The sequence below is a fragment of the Shewanella sp. Isolate7 genome, from assembly GCF_022398425.1.
Classification (GTDB): domain Bacteria; phylum Pseudomonadota; class Gammaproteobacteria; order Enterobacterales; family Shewanellaceae; genus Shewanella.
In genome coordinates this window covers 1-15,547 of the sequence record NZ_JAKEVJ010000088.1, presented here as the reverse complement: position 1 = coordinate 15,547, position 15,547 = coordinate 1, and the positions used below count along the sequence as shown (strand labels likewise).

Sequence of the window (15,547 nt, the reverse complement as noted above, 5' to 3'; positions counted from 1 at the left end):
TTGATAGCAGCGACAGTTCAAGGCATTCAACTGAGGGCATGCCGAGGCCTGCTGAAGTTGAATAACGCCGAAATGGTGTTGCTATCAAAGCCCCGCAGGGCGAGGCTTACAGCGGTATTTGCTGCGTTACAGTTCTTGCGAAGGACTAGGGCCATTCGCTGCAAACTGTGCCTAGCATCTATCCACTTTAAGCACACGCAGAGCAAGCACGGGACTTATTCGCACCTTCCCTAATACAGTTATCGAGCGCTTTAACAAGCTAGCGTGATCAATTATTTACGACTATTGGTATAACCTCAAACATAAAAAAGCCGCTCTAGCAGGCGGCTTTTATGTTTACACGACGGGCACTAAGCTATTTTCAGTGCCGCTCTGTCATCGACCAGCTGCATATCGAAGTCAAACTCGTCGACTCGAATGGCACGCTCACGCTTAAGGTTGTAATCAAGCAGCTGCTTGTGCTCGCCCTCGGTGATGATCTTGGCGGCGCGGGCTCTGTCCAGCGTCTGCGCAAATCTGACACCAGACTTAAAGTAGCCCTGCTTCAGCCCCTTCTTCACCTTGGCCAGCAGCGGCAGACAGGCGATCTTAGCCAGATAGGCCTGCTGATTGATATCGTTACCATCGCCCGGAACAGGCTTCACCAGATGGGTCAGCTGACGCTTGATCTGGGTATTGAGCTGCGCCTCGTGGGCCAGTTCACGGACTAGGTCGTCGTTGATCTTCTTCATCTTAGGCGAGTAGGTCACGGTGATCAGCTTCATCAGCTGGCGGGTCGCTGCCGATGGGAAATTGTCCAGGAAGCTCAGCAGCGCGTTTTCGGCGTTAACCAGCGCCCAACGTGTAGCATACTCGAAATAAGGCTTGGCCTGCGCACGATGTTCGCTGCTCACCTTCTGCTCGTAGTAACGAATCGAGGCCATGGCCGCGTACAGGTAGCTCATCACATCCCCCAGACGCGCCGACAGCATCTCGGCCTGCTTGAGCTTGCCACCGAGCACCAGCAAGGAGAAGTCGGCATACACAGCCAGTTTAGACGCCAGCTTGTGCACCGCCTTCTCATATTCCACTACTTCGCTCAGCTCAGACTTGGCTCCCGCAGTGAAAGGCAGCAGACCTAAGCGGAAGGCGCGCAGACTGTTACCGACACTGTAGCCCACCGTCAGCTTGAAGATGCGGTTAAAGGTCTTGTCGGCATCCTTATCGTCGCTGTGAATCGCCTCTACCATGCTCTGCAGATGAGGGTGACAACGCATTACGCCCTGACCGAAGATCATCAGATTGCGGGTCAGAATATTCGCCCCTTCCACCGTGATGGCGATAGGCTGCGCCACATAGGCAGAAGCCAGGGTATTTTGTGGGCCACGCTGAATCGCCTTACCGGCCTGAATGTCCATGGCCGAGTTCAGCACGTCGCGGCCGATCTCCGTCATGTGATACTTAGCCATTGCCGTCACCACTGATGGCTTAAGCCCCAGGCCCAGGCCTTCTGTGGTCAGTACACGCATCGCCTCTTGCAGATAGGTCTTACCTGCGATATCAGCCAGCTTCTCCTGAATCCCCTCGAACTTGCCGATGGCCAGACCAAACTGCTCACGCACGGCGGCGTATTCTGCCGACGACTTAAACGAGGCCTGACTCACAGAGACCCCTAGCGCCGGTAGCGAGATACCACGGCCGGCGCCGAGACAGGCCACCAGCATCTGCCAGCCGCGACCTATGTTCTGCTGACCACCAATGATGAAGTCCATCGGAATAAACACATTCTCGCCGCGAGTCGTCCCGTTATAGAAACGACAGCCCATAGGGTCGTGGCGATTGCCCAGCTCGACGCCAAGATGAGACTTAGGGATCAGCGCGCAGGTGATGCCTAGCTGCTCCTTGCCCCCTAACAGACCCTGTGGATCTTCCACCTTAAAGGCCAAACCTAATACGGTGGCGATAGGTGCCAGGGTGATATAACGCTTGTCCCAGGTCACCGACAGGCCGAGCACCTGCTCGCCCTGATATTCGCCCATGGTGACAGTGCCGATATCCGGAATACCACCGGCATCCGAGCCGGCCTCTGGGCTGGTCAGTGCGAAACAGGGGATCTCCTGGCCGTTGGCCAGACGCGGCAGCCAAAAATCTTGCTGAGCCTGAGTACCGTAATGCATCAATAGCTCACCAGGGCCTAAAGAGTTAGGCACCATCACGGTAACCGCCACCGCCGAACTCTTGGCGGCAATGGTCGCCACTATGGTTGAGTTGGCATAAGGGCTGAACTCAAGACCACCAAAGGCCTTGGGAATGATCAGCGAGAAGAACTTATGCTCTTTTAAGAAGTTAAGAATGTTATCTGGCAGGTGCAGGCTGTTTTGAATGGCAAAATCATCCACCATCTCGATCAAGGTCTGCACTGGGCCGTCGAGGAAGGCCTGCTCCTCATCGGACAACGTGGCACCCGGAACCTGACGCAGGGCATCGAAGTCTGGGATCCCCTGGTAGATAGATCCCTCTAGCCACACATCACCGGCGTCGAGCGCCTCTTGTTCGGTGGTAGATATACTCGGCAGTACTTTTTTAAATTTTGTTCTAATACTCATCTTTCAGACTCATCCGACCAGAAAACCTAGTGTGCATTACGTCACAAAAAACGAATTAGATCAAACATTCTAACCTCAAAAAAATGCTTTATTTTACAGTTACAAACATAACTTAAAATTAAGCCCATTCTTTTCAAAAGGTTACAAGTGTACGCCCAAATAAAAAATTTAAACAACCGTTTCATATAATTGTTTTAATCAAGCCTTTTTTGACCTGGATCAGTGACTTTTTCCAACAATGAGAGACCAAAATCACACTGTTTCAGAAATGAAAAAATACGTATATATATTTACTAAATTAGCACTACTTATTATGTGGATATAAGCTTAAATTATCATCACAAATAACCCTGCAACATGGGCTAAATACCAAGCTTATGCCGCCTGTAGCGGCACTGAATAAGCCAGCGCATTCGCCCACATGCAGCCATCAAAAAAAGAGAGTGCTTCATGAAGATAGCCCTATTCATTCCCTGTCTGGTGAACCAGATGATGCCCCATGTCGGCATCGCAACCGTCGAACTCCTCGAAAAACTCGGCCATCAGGTCATACTGCCCAAGGGCCAAACCTGTTGCGGTCAGCCCATGACCAACTCGGGCTGTTTTGATGAAGCCAAGAAGACCACCCTCAAGCTGTTAAATGCCTTCAAAGGGGTCGAGTGTGACGCCATCGTCTGCCCGGCAGCCTCTTGCCTGGTAGCGGCAAAGGAAAACTTCCATGAGTTTGACGACAGCCCAGAGGCCCAGGCGGTGATCGATAAGCTCTACGAGCTGACCGAATTCCTCCACGATGTCGCCCCTATTCCTGCCTTCAACAAGGCCTTCAACTACAAGATCAGCCTGCAGCTCAGCTGTCACGGCATCCGCATGTTGGACCTAGCCACACCGAGCGAGCAGATGGGCCCACGCACCAATAAGGTAGAGGCCGTACTGAGCAGCATCCCTGGCATCGAAATCGTCTATCCGGATCGTCGCGACGAATGTTGTGGCTTCGGTGGTACCTTCGCCGTCGACGAAGGCGCCGTCTCCGCCAAGATGGGTAAAGACAAGGCGCAGGCACACGCCGCCACAGGGGCAACCTATGCGGTGGGCTTCGACCCCTCCTGCCTGTTGCACTTAGACGGCATGATCCGCCGTCAGCTATTGCCGATCGCGACCCGTCATATCGCCGAAGTCATCAACGCAGCCCTCTAAGGAGCCGACCATGTCTAGTCAAACAACCGCACTCAACTCAGGCGTGCATGCGAAGAAGGCCGACATCTTCTGTAAAGATGAGGCGCGCGTCGATTGGCACTCTAAGGCCCTTTGGGTATTGCGTGAGAAGCGTGATCGCGCCGCCGGAAGCCTGCCTGAATGGGAACAACTGCGTCAGCTCGGCTCCGAGATGAAGCTACATACTCTGACCCACCTGGGCGAGTACCTAGAGACCTTCGAGAAGAACTGTCAGGCCAACGGCATCGTGGTGCACTGGGCCAAAGATGGCGCCGAGCACAACCAGATAGTGCATAGCATACTGGCCAAGCATCAGGTGAAGAAGCTGGTTAAGTCTAAGTCGATGCTCACCGAAGAGTGTCACCTTAACCCTTACCTAGAGAGCAAAGGCATAGAGGTGATCGACACCGACCTTGGCGAGCGCATCATCCAGCTGGCCAAGCAGCCACCGTCACATATCGTGGTACCGGCGATCCACATGAAGAAAGAGGAAGTGGGCGACCTCTTCCACGACAAGCTGGGCACAGAGGCCGGCGCCTCGGACCCCACCTATCTGACCCGCGCCGCCCGCGCCCACCTGCGTGAGCAGTTCCTGTCGGCCGATGCGGCCATGACAGGGGTAAACATGGCAATTGCCGATAAAGGCGCAGTCGTCGTCTGCACCAACGAAGGTAACGCCGACATGGGCGCTAACCTGCCGAAACTACAGCTGCACTCCATGGGTATCGACAAGATGGTGCCGGATCTCGACAGCGCCGCCATCTTGCTACGCACCCTGGCCCGCAACGCGACGGGGCAACCTATTACCACCTACAGCAGCTTCTATCGCGGTCCGCAGGACGGCGGCGAGATGCACATCATCATCGTCGACAACGGCCGTACCGACATGCTGAAAGACAAGATTCTGGCCGAATCGCTCAAGTGTATTCGCTGTGGCGGCTGCCTGAACACCTGCCCCGTGTATCGTCGCTCGGGTGGTTACAGCTACAACTACACGATTCCTGGCCCTATCGGTATCGCCGTAGGTGCACAGGCCGATGACACTCACTCTATCCCTTGGGCCTGTACCCTGTGCGGCAGCTGTAGCTATGTCTGTCCGACCAAGGTGCCGCTAGATAAGATCATCCATCACCACCGTCGCCTCAAGGCCAAGGCGGGCAAGCTGCCATACGGCAAGCGCAACTATATGCCGCTTGTAGGCAACTTCATGGCCAGTGAGACCATGCTCAACTGCTCCATGAGTGTCGCCCGCACCGCGCTGCGCATCCTGCCGGGTTCGCTACTCAAGCCATTCTCGGGCGCCTGGGGCAAGTACAGAGAACTGCCGGTCGCACCTAAGTCCAGCTTCGAAGCTTGGTTTAACAAAAACAGAGGTCAATAAACATGTCGAGCAAGCAATCAATTCTCAATGCATTAAAAAGCGTCGCGGTTGCACCTCAGGCCATGCCGCCAATCAATGTCAGCCCACGTCTTGACGATGTGATCGGCCAGTTTGAAACTAACCTGGGCACAGTGGCGGGAACTCTGCACAAAGAAGGTGGCCTGGCCGCCTTACAGGCTAAAGTGGACGAACTGATCAAAGAAGGTAAGCAGGTGATCTCTCAGGTCGAGGGCGTCACCGGCAACCGCAGCGCCCCGGAAACGGCTCACGAACTGAAAGATATCGACTTTGCCGTGATCCCAGGCGATGTCGCCGTGGCGGAAAATGGTGCCATCTGGGTCAATAACCAACACCTGGGTCACAGGGTAACACCCTTTATCTGTGAGAACCTGTTTCTGGTGGTGAGCGCCGACAAGGTGGTCGCCAACCTGCATCAGGCGATCAAAAAGATAGGCCTAGACAGCGGCGAGTTCGGCGTGTTTATCGCAGGCCCCTCTAAGACGGCCGATATCGAGCAGGCGCTGGTCGTCGGTGCCCACGGCGCCCGTAGCCTGAATGTTTACCTCATTTAACACCTAAGGAAGGTGCGAATAAGTCCCGTGCTTGCTCTGCGTGTACTTAAAGTGGATAGATGCAAGGCACAGTTTGCAGCGAATGGCCCTAGTCCTTCGCAAGAACTGTAACGCAGCAAATACCGCTGTAAGCCTCGCCCTGCGGGGCTTTGATAGCAACACCATTTCGGCGTTATTCAACTTCAGCAGGCCTCGGCATGCCCTCAGTTGAATGCCTTGAACTGTCGCTGCTATCAAAGCCAGAGCTGTGCGACGACTTGTTCGCACCTTCCCTAAGCTTCAACCCTATTTAGCAGCCTCAAACTGCCTGGCCACCGCTTTTACTAGGGTGGCTTTTTTTGCCTCAAACAGCGAAAACCTGGCGTATCTGAACCAATACTTATCGAGCAGAGTCGAGTGGATTAGGTACAAGAGGAATAGTTATTAATGAAACAGGCAGCTGGCCCTTTCCTGCATAAACTCGATAAACAGCTTCACCTTGAGGGGCTGATGCGTGCGCTGATGGTAGAGTAGCGAGATCCGCCGCTGCTCCCCCTGCCAGTCGAGCAGCACCCGGCGCAGTTCGCCCGAGGCGAGTTCGGCTTTGACAAACAACTCAGGCCCATAGAGGATACCGCCGTCATCCACCGTCGCCTTCACCGCGCCGTTGAGATCGCCAAGGGTTAGCTTGGCCGGCCCCTCGTAGTAAAAGTCTTCGCCGTTAATGTGTTTCATCGACCAGTTAAACAGGGGCCACACCTTGATCAAGGAATGTTCCACCAGCTGATCGGGATGGTGAGGAATGCCGGCACAGGCAAGATAACCCGGCGAGGCAAACAAAGCATAATCCAGCACCCCAAGCGACTTGGAGACCCAGGAGGAATCCGGCTGGGCGCCGCCGACAATGGCCACGTCCACCCCCTCATCGATCAGATCTATGCTGGAGTTATTCTGAGTAATGTGCAGCTGAATATCCGGGTAGGTCTTGGAGAAGTCGTTCAGCACCCCGATGAAGATCATCGAGATGATCGACACGGGCGCCGCGATGCGCAGCGTACCTTCGGCCTTCTCGACTCTGGGCTCGCTACAACGGTCAAACTGGGCGACCACATTTTGATAGCGACCAAAGAGCTCACTGCCCTCTTCGGTCAGCCTGAGCTTACGGGTACTGCGCATGATCAGCTGGGTATCGAGCAGACTCTCCAGCTTAGTGACCTTACGACTCACGGTAGCCACAGGTATTCCCAGCTCTTTTGCCACCTGCGAAAACCCTCCGGTATTCACCAGATGTACAAACAGATGGATAAGCTCAAGTTCCGTGCCTACGTTGCGCGCCATCAAAAGCCTCGAAAAAACCGATTAGAAATGGATAAGAATTATAACAAAACCAAGTGTGTCAGACAGCTATCTGACCTCATTAAGCTTGCGCTCAATCAATAAATCCCTCATCTGCTGCCACAGATACTCGCCCAATAGGCTCCTTGCTTATCATTCCCCCAGACTTCTCAATGGGTTAGCCCCTCAGTTCATGAGCAAACCCAGCGCCAGCAAGCTTAGCGCTCGCTAATTTAGACGTGAGCAAGATATTAATTTTTAAGACAAAAACTAGACAGATGATATTTTGCACAGCAGAATAAATGTGATATCGGTCACATTTGCCATAAGGAAGATAATAATGAATAAGATGATCCCTACAGCACTCCTACTCGCCTCATCAGCATTTTCGGGCGCAGCTTTCGCTAACTTTACCGCCATTGAATGTAACGATTGCTCATCGGCCGCAGCTCAGCAACAGGCCGCCAAGGTACTCGCGAAGCAGGACAACAAGCCCGTTTATGTGGTTGACTTCGTTAACTATCAGGTCAGCAAGTATCAACAAGAGGGGGAGGCGGTCACAGCCAAGGCCATGACGCTGTCTGAGAATCTACTCATCAACAATCACTATTCTTATCGGAAATCGACCCTACGCTCGGCAAATTAAAGCTTGTCAAATTAAGGCTCGGCAAATTTAATCACCTAAGGGTCTCCTTTACGGAGGCCCTTTCACAATCCTGGCTATCCTATTGCCGCGTGAAATGGGCAGCCCCAAACCAAGGTGGGCTAAATCCTCTTGGGCCAGCGAGGCCTAAGCCAGTATAATGGCCAGTATCAGATCCAATTTATTAGCCAAGAGGCAACACCAGATGGCCAGAACCGCAGCGGCGCTTCATATCTTAGTCAAACATAAAGAGCTCGCCGAAGAGATTATCGAAAAGCTCAACAAGGGCGCCAAGTTTGACCAACTCGCCAAGAAACACTCTACCTGCCCATCGGGCAAGAAAGGCGGCAGCCTGGGTGAGTTCAAGAAAGGACAGATGGTCCCGGCCTTCGACAAGGTCTGCTTCACCGGCGAGCTGATCACCCCGCATCTGGTGAAGACTAAGTTCGGCTGGCATGTGGTGAAGGTGTTGTATCGGACTTGATGCTTAGGTTTAGCCTAAGTGTTCAAAGGGGTGATAGTTAACTGTCATCCACCCCTCTATTTATCTTAGTGCATTACACTCACTCAACCATTCTTTCGAACTGAATTCGCTTTTTTAATACCCTACCTTCGCTGTAACCTATCGCCTGCGGCGAACCAATGTGCAAACACTATTTTGGCTCGCCGCGAGCACTTCCATGTGGGCTCTACGAAATCATCCCTGATTTCGAAGGCCAAAATCGTGTTTACACTAACTTCTATCGTCTCTTCGATTTAACTTCATTTATCACGAATGAATGGTAATGCTCTTGAGCTAAAATCCAGTAATCCGCAAGTACACACCAATTAAAAGCTAACTCTACTAGTCGTTATTTGAGTAACTTACTTTTATTCGTAAATGATTAGGTTACTATCAGCGTTGCCTAACCAGTTACAACAGCAACTCACCTTACTTTAGGCTCTGACGCGTGTACCGTTCCAACTAGCCAGTGATACTGATAACCACTCTTGTCGCTCGCATCAAATACATCCTCGTAGCCTTCAAGGTTACGTGTAGAGAGTTCATGATTAGCGCAATTTGGCATGCACACCCACGCATTCCCACCATTGGTCAGTAAATTGATACTCGATAGATTTACATCCATCTCCTTCAGATAGGCGCCCATATTTTTTGAGTTGGGATCCCAACTATTGCCATGCTTAACCTTGTTATGCCGATTTCCAGTCAAGGCGATAACTAGTGAATCACCCGAAAAATGCTCTTTTAGCGTCATCGCCATCGACAAGTCTCTTGCTTCATCATCTTTATCAAAAAAGATCACCTTCAACTTGCCATCCTTCACCAATAAGTTGAACCGCTCCAACAGCTCAAACATTGCTTCGCTTGTCTTGCCATCGTGATTTTTCTGCCAGACATCGGAACGGTTAACAGCCCTAGCGAGATGTTTATTGTCGCCATCGAGGGTGACGTCACCATCAAACAGCTCAATGGCTGCTACGACTTGCTTTTCAGATAAATTTATTGCGTTACACACTATTTCATAAAAATAGTGAGGAGACTCCAGGGTTCCATGCATCTCACCGACTAAGATCAGCTCATTATTTTGCTTTATGATGTTCGATACTTTTTCGGGCACAGGTCCACATGGCCAGGCGCTCCCCACATAGAACACACTAAACAAAAAACATAAAATACTACTTCTCATAAGCCTAACGTCCCTGAATCTAGATTCATAATAATAAACAACAAATCAGCTAGATATCGCAAGTATTGATTCCCCCTTTTTTAGCTAACATTGATCTACATCGAGTTAAAATCCCATAATACAGTTTGCTGGTGACGTTAAGGCCCTTTTACATAGTAAGGAACAAAATTGAGTATCGTAAAATCTTTATCGCTTGCTGTGGCGGGTGTGATCGTAATGGCTTCATCAGCCTTTGCTGAGGTTGGTGTGCGCCTCGAGTATGGCAATCCTGGCGACGCGGCAGAGAAGGCGATAAGAGAGGAGCTTATCGCATCGGGGGTCATGAATACGGGTGTTAGGTTTATCAATGAGCACTTCAAACTCGCAGAGCCTCTTGCGGTTGCCTTCGGCGGCGATGATGGCCCGCTGTTTGATGGCGAGAGCGGCAGCATCATGATCCCCTATGCTTTCGTTGACGAGGTCAGGCACAGATTCAAGCAGGCTAGCTATGATAAGACTGGCGTGACACCCAAGCAGGCGACGGATGATGCCTTGCTGCACACCCTGTTTCACGAGTTTGCCCACGCCCTCATCGACATATATCAGCTGCCAGTTCTCGGAAAAGAGGAAGATGCCGCCGATGCCCTAGCCACGACGCTTCTCGTCGAGTTTTTCGATGATGGTCAGGAGATTGCGTTAAGCGCCGCCGATCTGTTTGATATCGAGAGTGACGACAGAGAGGTGCTTGAAGATGAAGACTTTTGGGACGAACACAGCCTGGACGATCAACGCTATTTTACGACCCTATGTCACGTCTACGGCAGCGCCCCCGACAAGTATGCAACCATAGTTAAAGAGGGGCTGCTAGGGGAAGAGAGGGCCGAGCTGTGCATCGAAGAATACGCCGCCATCTCACGCAGCTGGCTCATGTTATTAGAGCCTTACATCAAGGCCAACGAAACGGAAAAGCTCAGCCAGTAAAGGTGGTGAGTGCCCCTGAACATCACCTAGGCAAAACGCGCCTGGCCGGATGAACTGTCAGCACTTTAAGGGATGGATTATATAAATCATCCAACTTGCCAGCTCCCCTATCTTACGCCATCGACTAAGTACTTTAGCTAACAGCTTAAGAAGCAAAGCTATCACTAAGGCTCTAAATTCGTTAGCGTATACTAAGCTTGGCTTATTCCTTCCGTCACTTTAAAGATAAGAGTCCAGCCCACAACGGACAGGCCGAGTCGTGCAACCCAGGCAGTAAAGGATATCGAATGACCGACAATTTTCAGCAGTTTGCAGACAGGCTCGACAGCGCATTACTTCATGGCGATAACGCCGCCATTCAGGGAATTTTAGCCGAATGCACCAGCGCCGAGACCGCCCGTCTGCTCGAGTCTCAGCCTCCCAAAGAGCGACTACAGATCTGGGCGCTGGTGCCCACGAGCAGCTGCGCCAAGGTGCTGCTGGCACTGCCCAAACCACTGCGCCGCACGCTGATCCAACAGACAGAAGAAGCCAGACTCATCATGGGTCTGAGCCAGATGCAGATGGATGAGCTGGCGGATATCGATGCCGATCTGCCCATGCCCGTGGTATCGGCCATGGTGCAGGCAATGGACGCCCAGCGCAGGCAGCGCTATGAGCGCGTCAGAGACTACCCAGACAACAGCGCCGGCGGTCTGATGGATGTGGATAGTAGCGCCCTGCGTGCCGATGTCTCGGTTAAGGCGGCCCTGCGTTATCTGCGTCGTCTGCGCCAGCGCGAAGGCGAGCTGCCGGAACACTTAGACAGCCTGATGGTGGTCGATCGCGACAACCACCTGTTGGGAATCGTCCCCCTGAGCCTCCTGGTCTCCACCGAGATGGATATCAGCATTCGCGAGCTGATGTCGACCCAGGTAACCCGATTTACGCCACAGATGCCCGCCAGCAGCGTCGCCCAGGTCTTTAAAGACCAGGATCTGCTCTCGGCGCCCGTGGTGGACGACGAACAGAAACTTATTGGTCGCATCACGGTGGACGATGTAATCGACGTGATTCAGGATGAGGCCGACAAGGCGCTCTATTCCCAGGCAGGCTTAAACACCCACCCGGATATGTTTGCGCCCATAGTTCGCAGCGCCACGAGACGGGCGCTCTGGCTCGGGATTAACCTGCTTACCGCCTTCCTCGCCGCCTGGGTGATCGGCCTGTTCGAGGCCGCCATCGAGAAGGTGGTTGCCCTGGCGGTGCTGATGCCCGTGGTGGCCAGCATGGGCGGCGTCGCCGGCAGTCAGACCCTCACTCTGGTAACCCGGGGCCTTGCGCTCAATCAGGTCAACCGCAACAACATCATCAGGCTGATTGGTCATGAGTTCAGTATCGGCGCGCTCAATGCCCTGCTGTGGGCCGCCCTAGTCGCCTTCATCGCCCTCAGGTGGTTTGGCGACTGGCAGCTGGGACTGGTATTTGGTCTCGCCATGGTGATAGTGCTGATCACAGGTGTCGTGGCCGGCGCCAGCATTCCTATGCTGCTCAAGAAGATAGGCATAGATCCGGCCCTGGCCGGCGGTGTCGTGCTCACCACGGTGACAGATGTGGTGGGTTTCTTCGCCTTCTTAGGCTTGGCGACCCTGTTCATCCTCTGAACTAGGCTCTGAACTAGACTCTGAATCAGACTCCGAGCCACTCGGTGACCTGCCCGTAAGCTTGAGCTCGCCATCGATATGCAGATCCCGCTGAGGGAAGGCGATCACTATGCCGGCATCATTAAACAGCTTATAGAGCCGAAAACGTATGTCGCTGCGGATGCGGCGAATATCCGCCTCGCTACTGGCACACACCCAGAAGATACCATCGAAGATCAACGCGTTATCGCCAAAATCTTCGAAGATGGCAATGGGCGCGGGGCCATCTAAGATCTCGTCATGATCATCCAGCGTCTGCTTGATGATGGCCGCCACCTTCTCCACGTCTGAGCCATAGGCCACCCCAACCCTAACCGTCGAACGGGCGATATTGTCGATCAGGGTCCAGTTGGTCACAGTGTTCTCAAGCAGATGGCTATTGGGCACCAGCATGTGTACCCCATCGTTGCGACGAATCAGGGTCGAGCGGGTATTGATGCTCTCCACCACGCCTTTGGTGTCGCCTATCTCCAGAAAATCGCCGATACGGATCGGCCGCTCCCACATCAAGATCCAGCCGCTGATAAAGTTATTGATGATGTTCTGCGCCCCAAAGCCCACCCCAATGGCGATGGCACCGGACACGAAGGCAAACACCTTGAGGGGAATATTGAGGATCTCCAGGCTGGTCACCACAATGATAGCAATCGCCAGGATGAGGTAGATACGGGAAAACAGATGCACCGCGTCCGGCGCCACCTTACGGGCCAGCATGGCACGGCGAATGAGCTTGCCGATACGGGTCACGATAAACCAGGCCAACAGCAGAAGCAGCGGCACCTGCAGAACCTGAGAGACGATGATCCCCGACTCACCATAGGTAAAGAGTACGAAAGATAAGATTTCCTTGATATCTGCCCAGTCCATACCAGCTCCGCCGCGACCCAACGTTTAATGAGTATAACAGCCCGGGACAAAAGCGGGATTTAAGCACTAAGCTCAAGGTGTTAAGAGCAAGTCATTAAGATCAAGGCATTAGAGTCAAGGTGTACCTCATCACCAGCGACCCAGGGGGTCAGCCCCACGCCGACTAATATAGTTACAGGTATAATCAAAACACCCTATAGCCCAAACCTGCTATAAATCGGAAATTCGGCCAAAACAGCCCTACTCCGCCATCGTCTCGGCGCATAAAACCAATCACGATTGATGATTTTTCATCCATAAAGCTCACACCAGCCCGCAATAAGGTTAGGCGTATTATCTTATTTACAGGTGACTTATTAATTTTACCAAACTGACACAAAGCCAATAATAACGAGGGTTTCCGGCAATTTCAGCTAAGAGGGGTTCGAGATCAAGGCTTGATCCGGGGTGGAAAAGTGATCGCTCTGGATGTTAATATGGTTTGAGAACTAACTATTAGGTTTCTAATTAATTTTTTACAACTGCTCAGGAGGGCACAATGTCGTCAGACAATGCAACGGAAGAAAATCTCATCTCACAGGCGTGGCACAAGCTCCACGGCAAGGCAACCTATGCCATGCAACTCACCTGTTTATTCGCCATCTTAAGTACCTATCTTTTTGTCATGTTGAAACCCGGCGGGAGTCAAAATAACAAAGCGTTAGGAGGCCACTAAATCCATGCATTACTTAACTTATCTCTCGCTTGCTATCTATTTTCTGGCCATGTTGGCCATTGGCCTGTTTGCCTACCGCCGCTCGACCGATGACGTGTCAGGCTACATCTTAGGTGGCAGACAGGTGAGCCCACAGGTCACCGCCCTCTCTGCCGGCGCCTCCGACATGAGCGGCTGGATGTTGATGGGCCTGCCCGGTGCCATGTTTTTGGTGGGCTTCGAGACCATCTATATCGCCGTGGGTCTGCTGTTGGGTGCCCTGGTGAACTACCTGATCGTGGCCCCCAAACTCAGGGTCTATACCGAGGTCGCCAACAACGCCCTGACGATCCCTGAATTTTTCGCCAAGCGTTTTCATGATCCCAGCAGCAATGTCCGCATCATCTCTGCGGTGATCATAGTGATCTTCTTTACCCTCTACACCTCGGCAGGTCTAGTAGCAGGCGGTAAGCTGTTTGAGTCGGCCTTCGAGGTGAACTACGAGCTGGGGCTGGCGATCACCCTGGGTGTGGTGGTCTCCTATACCCTGCTGGGTGGCTTCTTAGCAGTCAGCCTGACCGACTTCGTTCAGGGCTGCATCATGTTTATCGCGCTGATCTTGGTCCCTGTGGTGGCCTATCAGGAGTTCAGCAATGCCGACAAGATGATGAACTTCGCCTATGAGTCTATCCCCCATTTTGGTGAGGCGATGCAAAACGTCACCCTGCTGGGTCTGATCTCGGCGCTCTCTTGGGGTCTGGGTTACTTCGGTCAGCCCCACATCATAGTGCGCTTCATGGCGATCCGCAGCGTGTCGGATATTAAGACCGCCAAGAACATCGGCATGAGCTGGATGACAGTCACCATCATAGGCGCACTGGCCACCGGCCTGGTGGGTATCGCCTATGCCAACAAGTTCAACATGAAGCTGAGCGACCCTGAGACCATCTTCATCGTCTTCTCAGAACTGCTGTTCCACCCCTTGATCAGCGGCTTCCTGTTAGCGGCGATTCTGGCAGCGATCATGAGTACCATCTCGTCTCAGCTGCTGGTGTCATCGAGCTCGCTGACCGAAGATATCTACCGTGTGGTCTCCAAGAAAGAGGCCAGCGAAGAGGAGATGGTAAAACTTGGCCGCTTCGGCGTGGCAGGTGTGGCCATAGTCGCCAGCCTGTTGGCGCTCGATCGCTCTAACAGCATTCTATCACTGGTGAGTAATGCCTGGGCCGGCTTCGGCGCCGCCTTCGGTCCACTGGTCCTGTTTAGCCTCTACAAGAAGAACCTGACCCACAAGGCCGCCGTGGCCGGTATTGTGGCAGGCGCCGCGACTGTGCTGTTCTGGATCTACGCGCCAGTACTGCCCGAGGGCAAGGCGCTCAGTTCAATGCTCTATGAGATGATCCCAGGATTCATGGCCAGCAGCCTGGTTATCTGGGGCGTGAGCGCCCTGGATGGCGATCCCTGCGAGAACACCATAGAGACCTTCGATGAAGCCGCACGTCAGCTAGCAGAGCAAAGATAAGGCAGGGGAAAACATGGCAAACATACACTGGAAACGCATAGTCGTTAAGGTGGGTAGTGCCCTGATTGCTCCTCATAAGCAAGGATGCAGCAGCCATTACCTGCTAGGAATCGCCCAATTTATCGCGAACTGCCGCGCCCAGGGGATCCAGGTTGTCCTGGTCTCCTCGGGCTCGGTGCTGTAGGATCCCCTCATAATTCATACCCCCAGCAGCCGTAAATGAGTGATAACTCAGCCAGCTTCCTGGCAGCATGGAGTAGGTCATCGGCTGACATTGGGTATCTGTCTCGTCGTCGCATCAGCTCTTTTCCCATCCGCACTATCGATAACACATTACGTTTCTTCACCGTATTGGCCTGGAAATGTCGTTGCAATTGCTTCGCTTCACCAAAGAGTCCCACCCACCAAAATGCCAATTGCACCAGCA

Annotated in this window: 13 protein-coding genes and 2 pseudogenes; 10 read left to right on the top strand and 5 right to left on the bottom strand. The window is 52.9% G+C overall.

Annotated features, from left to right (window positions below; translation table 11 throughout):
* Positions 1 to 350: 350 nt before the first annotated feature.
* Entirely contained in the window at positions 351 to 2,585 is a 2,235-nt protein-coding gene (locus L1D47_RS17695; protein ID WP_239886223.1) for an acyl-CoA dehydrogenase, read from the bottom strand.
* A gap of 450 nt (positions 2,586 to 3,035) precedes the next feature.
* On the opposite strand from L1D47_RS17695, the gene L1D47_RS17690 reads away from it, so the two are divergent.
* The 3 genes from L1D47_RS17690 to L1D47_RS17680 are packed head-to-tail and all read left to right on the top strand — an operon-like array spanning position 3,036 to position 5,750.
* Complete coding sequence (locus L1D47_RS17690; RefSeq protein WP_041508642.1) at positions 3,036 to 3,779, top strand: (Fe-S)-binding protein; 744 nt, start codon at positions 3,036 to 3,038, stop codon at positions 3,777 to 3,779.
* A gap of 10 nt (positions 3,780 to 3,789) precedes the next feature.
* Positions 3,790 to 5,178 (top strand): lactate utilization protein B, encoded by a 1,389-nt coding sequence (locus tag L1D47_RS17685; protein ID WP_041508641.1) that lies wholly within the window; start codon positions 3,790 to 3,792, stop codon positions 5,176 to 5,178.
* A 2-nt stretch (positions 5,179 to 5,180) separates the two neighbouring features.
* The gene (locus tag L1D47_RS17680; protein WP_239886222.1) at positions 5,181 to 5,750 is read left to right on the top strand and encodes an LUD domain-containing protein; all 570 of its coding nucleotides are present in this window, start codon (positions 5,181 to 5,183) and stop codon (positions 5,748 to 5,750) included.
* 423 nt (positions 5,751 to 6,173) lie between these two features.
* Here the strand turns inward: L1D47_RS17680 and L1D47_RS17675 are convergent, their stop codons facing one another.
* A complete protein-coding gene (locus L1D47_RS17675) occupies positions 6,174 to 7,067 on the bottom strand; it encodes a LysR family transcriptional regulator (protein WP_239886221.1) in 894 nt (297 codons plus the stop codon).
* 337 nt (positions 7,068 to 7,404) lie between these two features.
* Between L1D47_RS17675 and L1D47_RS17670 the strand changes: the two genes are divergently transcribed.
* Positions 7,405 to 7,710, top strand: a complete 306-nt coding sequence (locus L1D47_RS17670; RefSeq protein ID WP_239886220.1) for a hypothetical protein — start codon at positions 7,405 to 7,407, stop codon at positions 7,708 to 7,710.
* A 202-nt stretch (positions 7,711 to 7,912) separates the two neighbouring features.
* A complete protein-coding gene (ppiC, locus tag L1D47_RS17665) occupies positions 7,913 to 8,191 on the top strand; it encodes a peptidylprolyl isomerase PpiC (protein WP_041508681.1) in 279 nt (92 codons plus the stop codon).
* A 442-nt stretch (positions 8,192 to 8,633) separates the two neighbouring features.
* Here the strand turns inward: ppiC and L1D47_RS17660 are convergent, their stop codons facing one another.
* Positions 8,634 to 9,395: a hypothetical protein gene (locus L1D47_RS17660; protein WP_239886219.1), complete on the bottom strand. Its 762-nt coding sequence runs from the start codon at positions 9,393 to 9,395 to the stop codon at positions 8,634 to 8,636.
* 168 nt (positions 9,396 to 9,563) lie between these two features.
* On the opposite strand from L1D47_RS17660, the gene L1D47_RS17655 reads away from it, so the two are divergent.
* Positions 9,564 to 10,355, top strand: coding sequence for a DUF4344 domain-containing metallopeptidase (locus L1D47_RS17655; RefSeq protein WP_239886218.1), 792 nt, complete (start codon positions 9,564 to 9,566; stop codon positions 10,353 to 10,355).
* A 287-nt stretch (positions 10,356 to 10,642) separates the two neighbouring features.
* Positions 10,643 to 11,998 carry a magnesium transporter gene (gene mgtE, locus L1D47_RS17650; RefSeq protein ID WP_239886217.1) on the top strand — a complete coding sequence of 452 codons (1,356 nt, stop codon included), beginning with the start codon at positions 10,643 to 10,645 and terminating at the stop codon, positions 11,996 to 11,998.
* Here mgtE and L1D47_RS17645 read toward each other — a convergent pair.
* On the bottom strand, positions 11,969 to 12,904 hold the full coding sequence (locus tag L1D47_RS17645) for a mechanosensitive ion channel domain-containing protein (protein WP_239886216.1): 936 nt from the start codon (positions 12,902 to 12,904) through the stop codon (positions 11,969 to 11,971). The two genes, mgtE and L1D47_RS17645, sit on opposite strands and share 30 nt — an antisense overlap.
* A gap of 538 nt (positions 12,905 to 13,442) precedes the next feature.
* On the opposite strand from L1D47_RS17645, the gene L1D47_RS17640 reads away from it, so the two are divergent.
* From L1D47_RS17640 to L1D47_RS17630, 3 genes and pseudogenes are all read left to right on the top strand, one after another.
* A complete protein-coding gene (locus tag L1D47_RS17640) occupies positions 13,443 to 13,619 on the top strand; it encodes a hypothetical protein (protein ID WP_239852124.1) in 177 nt (58 codons plus the stop codon).
* Between the two features lie 4 nt (positions 13,620 to 13,623).
* On the top strand, positions 13,624 to 15,120 hold the full coding sequence (gene putP, locus L1D47_RS17635) for a sodium/proline symporter PutP (RefSeq protein ID WP_239886215.1): 1,497 nt from the start codon (positions 13,624 to 13,626) through the stop codon (positions 15,118 to 15,120).
* A gap of 13 nt (positions 15,121 to 15,133) precedes the next feature.
* Positions 15,134 to 15,298, top strand: a pseudogene (locus L1D47_RS17630) (glutamate 5-kinase); the annotation flags it as partial.
* Between the two features lie 13 nt (positions 15,299 to 15,311).
* Here L1D47_RS17630 and L1D47_RS17625 read toward each other — a convergent pair.
* Positions 15,312 to 15,547: pseudogene (locus tag L1D47_RS17625) on the bottom strand (IS4 family transposase); the annotation flags it as partial.